This window comes from Noviherbaspirillum sp. (assembly GCF_035654295.1).
Classification (GTDB): Bacteria; Pseudomonadota; Gammaproteobacteria; order Burkholderiales; family Burkholderiaceae_D; genus Noviherbaspirillum.
This window is the reverse complement of record NZ_DASRXF010000003.1, coordinates 1-5,295: the sequence shown is the minus strand read 5'-3', so window position 1 is coordinate 5,295 and position 5,295 is coordinate 1. Positions and strand designations below refer to the sequence as shown.

Genomic DNA, 5,295 nt, shown 5'->3' with positions numbered 1-5,295 from the left:
TCGCCTGCTCGATCATCGCCAGCGTCTGGTCGATCTCGAAGGCATGCGCCAGCATCGGGATCAGCAGCTTGATCGGACCGTAGGCCGATGCGCGCAGGATGGCGCGCAGCTGCTGCAGGAACATCTGCGGCTCGGCAAGGCAGAAGCGGATCGCGCGCAGACCCAGGGCCGGATTGAGCGCGGTCTGCTCGGCCGCATCGAGCGGCTTGTCGGCGCCGATGTCGAGCGTGCGGATCGTGACCGGGCGGCCCTTCATCGCCACCACGGCCTGCCGGTAAGACTCGAACTGCTCATCCTCGGACGGCAGCTTGTTGAGATAGCCGACCCGGCCCATGAAGAGGTACTCGGAACGGAACAGCCCGACCCCCATGGCGCCGGAATCGAGGGCGGCCGGGCAGTCATCCGGCAGTTCGATATTGGCAAGCAGCGTGATCTCGGCACCGTCGCGCGTAACGGCCCGCGTCTTCTTCAGCTTGCTGAGTTTCTTGCGCTCGCGCAGGAGCCGTTGCTGCAGCTCGCGGTACTGCTCGAGCACATTTGGCGGCGGTTCGACGATCACTACTCCGGCATCGCCGTCGATGATGATCAGGTCATCCTGCTGGATCAGCGCGGAGGCATTGGACATGCCCACCGCGGCGGGAATGTCGAGGCTGCGGGCAACGATTGCGGTGTGCGAGTTCTGGCCGCCGAGGTCGGTCACGAAGCCGCCGAAGGCACGGTCCTTGAACTGCAGCATGTCGGCCGGCGAGATGTCATGCGCAACCACGATCATGCGACCGGCGTTCTCGTCGTTGCCGTCGTGCGGCGGCAGGGTGCTTGCAGTGCCGGTCAGCACCTTCAGCACGCGTTCGCCCACCTGCTGGATGTCGCTCTTGCGCTCGCGCAGGTAGGCATCCTCGATTTCGTCGAACTGCGCGGAGAGCTCGTCGATCTGGGTGACGAGCGCCCACTCCGCGTTGTAATAGCGCGTGCGGATGATGTCCAGCGGCACCTCGGCGATCATGGGGTCCGAGAGGATCAGTGCGTGCACGTCGATGAACGCGCCGAGCTCGGCCGGCGAATCCTTCGGCAGCTCGTTCCAGATGGTCTGCAATTCCTTGTGGACGGTGGCGATCGCCTTCTGCAGGCGCAGCACTTCCGCCTCGACCTGCTCCTGGGGGATCAGGTAGTGCTTGACGTCGAGCGCCGCCGGCGCAAGCAGGTGCGCGCGGCCGATTGCGATGCCGCGTGAAACCGGGATCCCGTGGAGCGTGAAGGAAGCCATTCTGAGTGCCGGTGAAGTGAGGTGACGCGGAGGCCTTACTCGCCTTCGCCGAATTTATTCTGGATCAGCTCGAAGAGCGCGTCAAAACACTCTTTTTCATCCGCTCCCTCCGTTTCGAGCACGACCTTCGATCCCTTGCCCGCGGCCAGCATCATGACGCCCATGATGGACTTGGCATTCACCCGGCGCGCGTTGCGCGTGAGCCAGACCTCGCTCTTGTACTTCGCGGCCAGTTGGGTGAGTTTCGCCGATGCACGCGCATGCAGGCCCAGCTTGTTGATGATCTCGATTTCCTGTTGAATCATTTTTTCTTGTGCGTTGTTGTTCAGTTGGGCGACAGCCGCACGCGGTTGTCGACACGGACCGCGCCGCTCTGCCCTCCCGCCAATGCCATTTCCACCACGACATCGATCGTATCGTTCCGATAGGTCAGCGCGCGCAGGAGCATGGGAAGGCTGATGCCGGCAATGACTTCGATATGCCCCGGATTGGACAGCTTGAGGGTGCAGTTGGAGGGCGTGCCGCCCATCACGTCGGTGATGACGAGGACGCCGTTGCCATCGTCCAGACGCGTGATCGCGTCCTGTGCGATGCGGTTCACCTCAAGCGGGTCCTGGTCGGCGCGCACGTCGATGGCCTCCATGCGCTCGGGGCGGGCGCGAAAGACGTGGGTCGCGGCATCCAGGAATGCGGCGCCCAGCGGTGCATGCGTCAGAAGAAGAATCCCTACCATGGTCTGTCCGGCCAAGAACAGTCGCGGGCGCGGTCGGAAGCCCGGCCTCCCCGTGCCGACGATCTGTCCGTCGTTATTATTCTCCGCGCGGCGATGGCGCGGAGCGAGTCAACTGCACTGCTTTTCCAGCGCATCGATGAACATTCCTGCCACATCGAAGCCTGTCTGCTGCTTGATTTCCTGGAAACAGGTGGGACTGGTGACGTTGATTTCCGTCAGGCAGTCGCCGATCACGTCCAATCCTACCAGCAATAAGCCGCGCTTCAAAAGAACTGGCGCAAGGGCCTCGCCGATTTCGCGATCGCGTTGCGAGACTGGCTGGGCCACGCCCAGCCCGCCTGCCGCAAGGTTGCCCCGCACTTCGCCGCCCTGCGGAATGCGCGCCAGGCAGTAGGGCACGACCTCGCCGCCGATCAGCAGCACGCGCTTGTCGCCCTGCACGATCTCCGGGATGAAGCGCTGCACCATGATGGTGTGGGCGCCGTTCGCAGTGAGCGTCTCGACGATGGAGCCGAGGTTCATGCCGTCTTCGCGGACGCGGAAAATGCCGGCGCCGCCCATGCCGTCGAGCGGCTTGAGGATGATGTCCTTGTGCTCCTGGTGGAAGGCACGCACCCGCGCCGCGTCGCTGGTCACCAGCGTCGGCGCGGTGAATTGCGGAAACTGCGCGATCGCCAGTTTTTCATTATGGCTGCGGATCGCTTCCGGGCGATTGAACACCCGCGCACCCTGCGCCTCCGCCACTTCGAGCAGGTAGGTCAGGTAGACGTACTCCATGTTGAAGGGCGGGTCCTTGCGGACGACGATGGCGTCGAAATCGGCCAGGCCGGTCTCGCCGAGCGCCTCGGCCCGGTACCAATCGTTGCTGTCGCCGGTCAGCGTGATGCGCCTGACCCCGGCCGTCACCTTCCCATCCCGGAAGGCCATGTCCCGCTGCTCGAAGGCGAAGATCGCGTGGCCTCGCTGGTCGGCTTCGACCATCATTGCGTACGTCGTGTCCTTGTAGGTCTTGAAGTGATGCAGCGGGTCGGCGAGGAATGCGATCTTCATGCGGGCGCCCTGTCAGTAGACTTCCGGGTTCGGATCGGTCTTCTCGAGTTCGAGGGAACCCGCCAGCAGCGCCATCCGCGCGACCACGCCGTACATGTAGAAGCGGTTGGGCGGCGCGGTGCCGGGCTTGGCCTGCAGGTCGGGCAGCGCATGCTGCTGCGCGAAGGCGAGCGGCACGAAATGCGCGCCCGGCGAGTTCAGGTTCTCGTCGATGCCGCGCTCCGCGTGCACGCGGTAGAAGCCGCCGACGACGTAACGGTCGATCATGTACACGACCGGCTCGGCCACCGCGTCGTTGATGTGCTCGAAGGTATGCACGCCTTCCTGGATGATCACATCGCTCACCTCCAGGCCTTCCTTCACCACGGACATCTTGTTGCGCTGCTTGCGGTTGAGGTCCTTCACCTCGCTCGCATCCTTCACCGACATGATGCCCATGCCGTACGTACCCGCATCGGCCTTGACGATGACGAAGGGCTTTTCCTTGATGCCGTATTCCTTGTACTTCTTGCGGATCTTCGCCAGCAGGGTATCGACATTGGCGGCGAGGCACTCCTCGCCGGTGCGCTCCTGGAAGTTGATCTCGCCGCACTTGGCGAAATACGGATTGAGCATCCACGGATCGACATCGACCAGCTTGGCGAACTTCTTGACGACTTCGTCGTAGGCCGCGAAATGGTTGGTCTTGCGCCGTACCGCCCAGCCCGCGTGCAGCGGCGGCAGCAGGTTCTGCTCATGCAGCCCTTCCAATACCTTCGGAATGCCCGACGACAGGTCGTTGTTGAGCAGGATGGTGCAGGGGTCGAAGTTTTTCAGGCCGAGGCGGCGGCCGTTGGCCGAGCGCTCCAGCGGCTCCAGCGTCAGGGTCGTGCCGTCCGGGAGATCGATGTTAGTCGGCTCCTTGACATCTTCGGACAGGGAGCCCAGGCGCACATTCAGGCCGGTCTGGCGGAAGATCTGGATCAGGCGCGCAACGTTCTGCAGGTAGAAGGTATTGCGGGTATGCCGTTCCGGGATCAGCAGCAGGTTCTTGGCATCGGGGCAGTATTTCTCGATCGCCGCCATCGCCGCCTGCACGGCCAGGGGCAGCATTTCCGGCGACAGGTTGTTGAAGCCGCCGGGGAACAGGTTGGTATCGACTGGGGCCAGCTTGAATCCGGCGTTGCGCAGGTCGACCGAACAATAGAACGGTGGCGTGTGTTCCTGCCATTCGAGGCGGAACCAGCGCTCGATCGCCGGGGTCGCTGCCAGGATTTTCTTTTCGAGATCGAGAAGCGGGCCATTCAGGGCCGTAACGAGGTGCGGGACCATAAAAACCTTCTGGGTATAAGCATTCTTGCAAGCCGAATCAGCTGATTCTAACGGTAATCCCTCTGCTTCGCCTGCGGACTGTTTTTCGGCAATACGTCGGCGGCGCGCGAAATTTCCCTTACGACAATGCGCCGGTGATACGTATACCGGGCATTGTAAATCGGGGCAATCCACCGGATTTAAAGACGGGACGAAAAAAAAGCGCCTCGGGAGGAGGCGCTTTCGAAACCCGCGGGCGCGGGTGGGGAAAAAATCCCTTGGGATCAGGAGTGGTAAGCGGACTCGCCGTGGCTGGAAATATCCAGGCCTTCGCGCTCTTCTTCTTCCGCAACGCGCAGGCCGATGACGAGGTCGACCAGCTTGTAGGCGACGAAGGCAACCACGCCGGACCAGATCACGGTGGTCAGCACGCCTTGCGCCTGGATCCATACCTGGCCGGCGATGGAGTACTCTTCCGCAACCTTGTTGGCGACGTAGTCGTAGATGCCGGTGCCGCCGAGGGCCGGGGATGCGAACACGCCGGTCAGCAGCGCGCCGAGGATACCGCCGACGCCGTGCACGCCGAACACATCGAGCGAGTCATCCGCGCCGAGCAGACGCTTCAGGCCGTTCACGCCCCACAGGCAGATCACGCCTGCCAGCAGGCCGATCACCAGCGCGCCCATCACACCGACGAAACCGGCTGCCGGGGTGATCGCCACGAGACCGGCAACGGCGCCGGAAGCAGCACCCAGCATGGACGGCTTGCCCTTGCCCATCCATTCGCCGAAGCTCCAGGAAAGGGTCGCGGCAGCGGTTGCGAGCAGCGTGTTGATCAAGGCCAGTGCCGCGGTACCGCCTGCTTCCAGCGCGGAGCCGGCGTTGAAACCGAACCAGCCCACCCACAGCAGCGATGCGCCCACCATGGTCAGCGTCAGCGAGTGCGGCGCCATCGATT

The 5,295-nt window shown here is 63.3% G+C and carries 6 protein-coding genes; all 6 read right to left on the bottom strand.

Features of this window, described 5'->3' with window-relative positions:
* Nucleotides 1–1,264, bottom strand: a 1,264-nt coding sequence (locus tag VFF99_RS00100; RefSeq protein ID WP_325013845.1) for a phosphoenolpyruvate--protein phosphotransferase, incomplete at its 3' end; no start/stop codon positions are given.
* 35 nt (nt 1,265–1,299) lie between these two features.
* Complete coding sequence (locus VFF99_RS00095; protein ID WP_325013843.1) at nt 1,300–1,569, bottom strand: HPr family phosphocarrier protein; 270 nt, start codon at nt 1,567–1,569, stop codon at nt 1,300–1,302.
* A 20-nt stretch (nt 1,570–1,589) separates the two neighbouring features.
* Nucleotides 1,590–1,997, bottom strand: a complete 408-nt coding sequence (locus VFF99_RS00090) for a PTS fructose transporter subunit IIA (protein WP_325013841.1) — start codon at nt 1,995–1,997, stop codon at nt 1,590–1,592.
* Nucleotides 1,998–2,105: 108 nt separating this feature from the next.
* Nucleotides 2,106–3,047 (bottom strand): glutathione synthase, encoded by a 942-nt coding sequence (gene gshB / locus VFF99_RS00085; protein ID WP_325013839.1) that lies wholly within the window; start codon nt 3,045–3,047, stop codon nt 2,106–2,108.
* A gap of 12 nt (nt 3,048–3,059) precedes the next feature.
* Entirely contained in the window at nt 3,060–4,358 is a 1,299-nt protein-coding gene (gene gshA / locus VFF99_RS00080; RefSeq protein ID WP_325013837.1) for a glutamate--cysteine ligase, read from the bottom strand.
* Nucleotides 4,359–4,621: 263 nt separating this feature from the next.
* Nucleotides 4,622–5,295 (bottom strand): ammonium transporter (locus VFF99_RS00075; RefSeq protein ID WP_414691483.1); only part of this gene is annotated, 674 nt, incomplete at its 5' end.

Bases quoted from the DNA above. Each gene is read 5' to 3' on its own strand.
- VFF99_RS00095 (WP_325013843.1), bottom strand. From the start codon at position 1,569: ATGATTCAACAGGAAATCGAGATCATCAACAAGCTGGGCCTGCATGCG.
- VFF99_RS00090 (WP_325013841.1), bottom strand. From the start codon at position 1,997: ATGGTAGGGATTCTTCTTCTGACGCATGCACCGCTGGGCGCCGCATTC.
- gshB (WP_325013839.1), bottom strand. From the start codon at position 3,047: ATGAAGATCGCATTCCTCGCCGACCCGCTGCATCACTTCAAGACCTAC.
- gshA (WP_325013837.1), bottom strand. From the start codon at position 4,358: ATGGTCCCGCACCTCGTTACGGCCCTGAATGGCCCGCTTCTCGATCTC.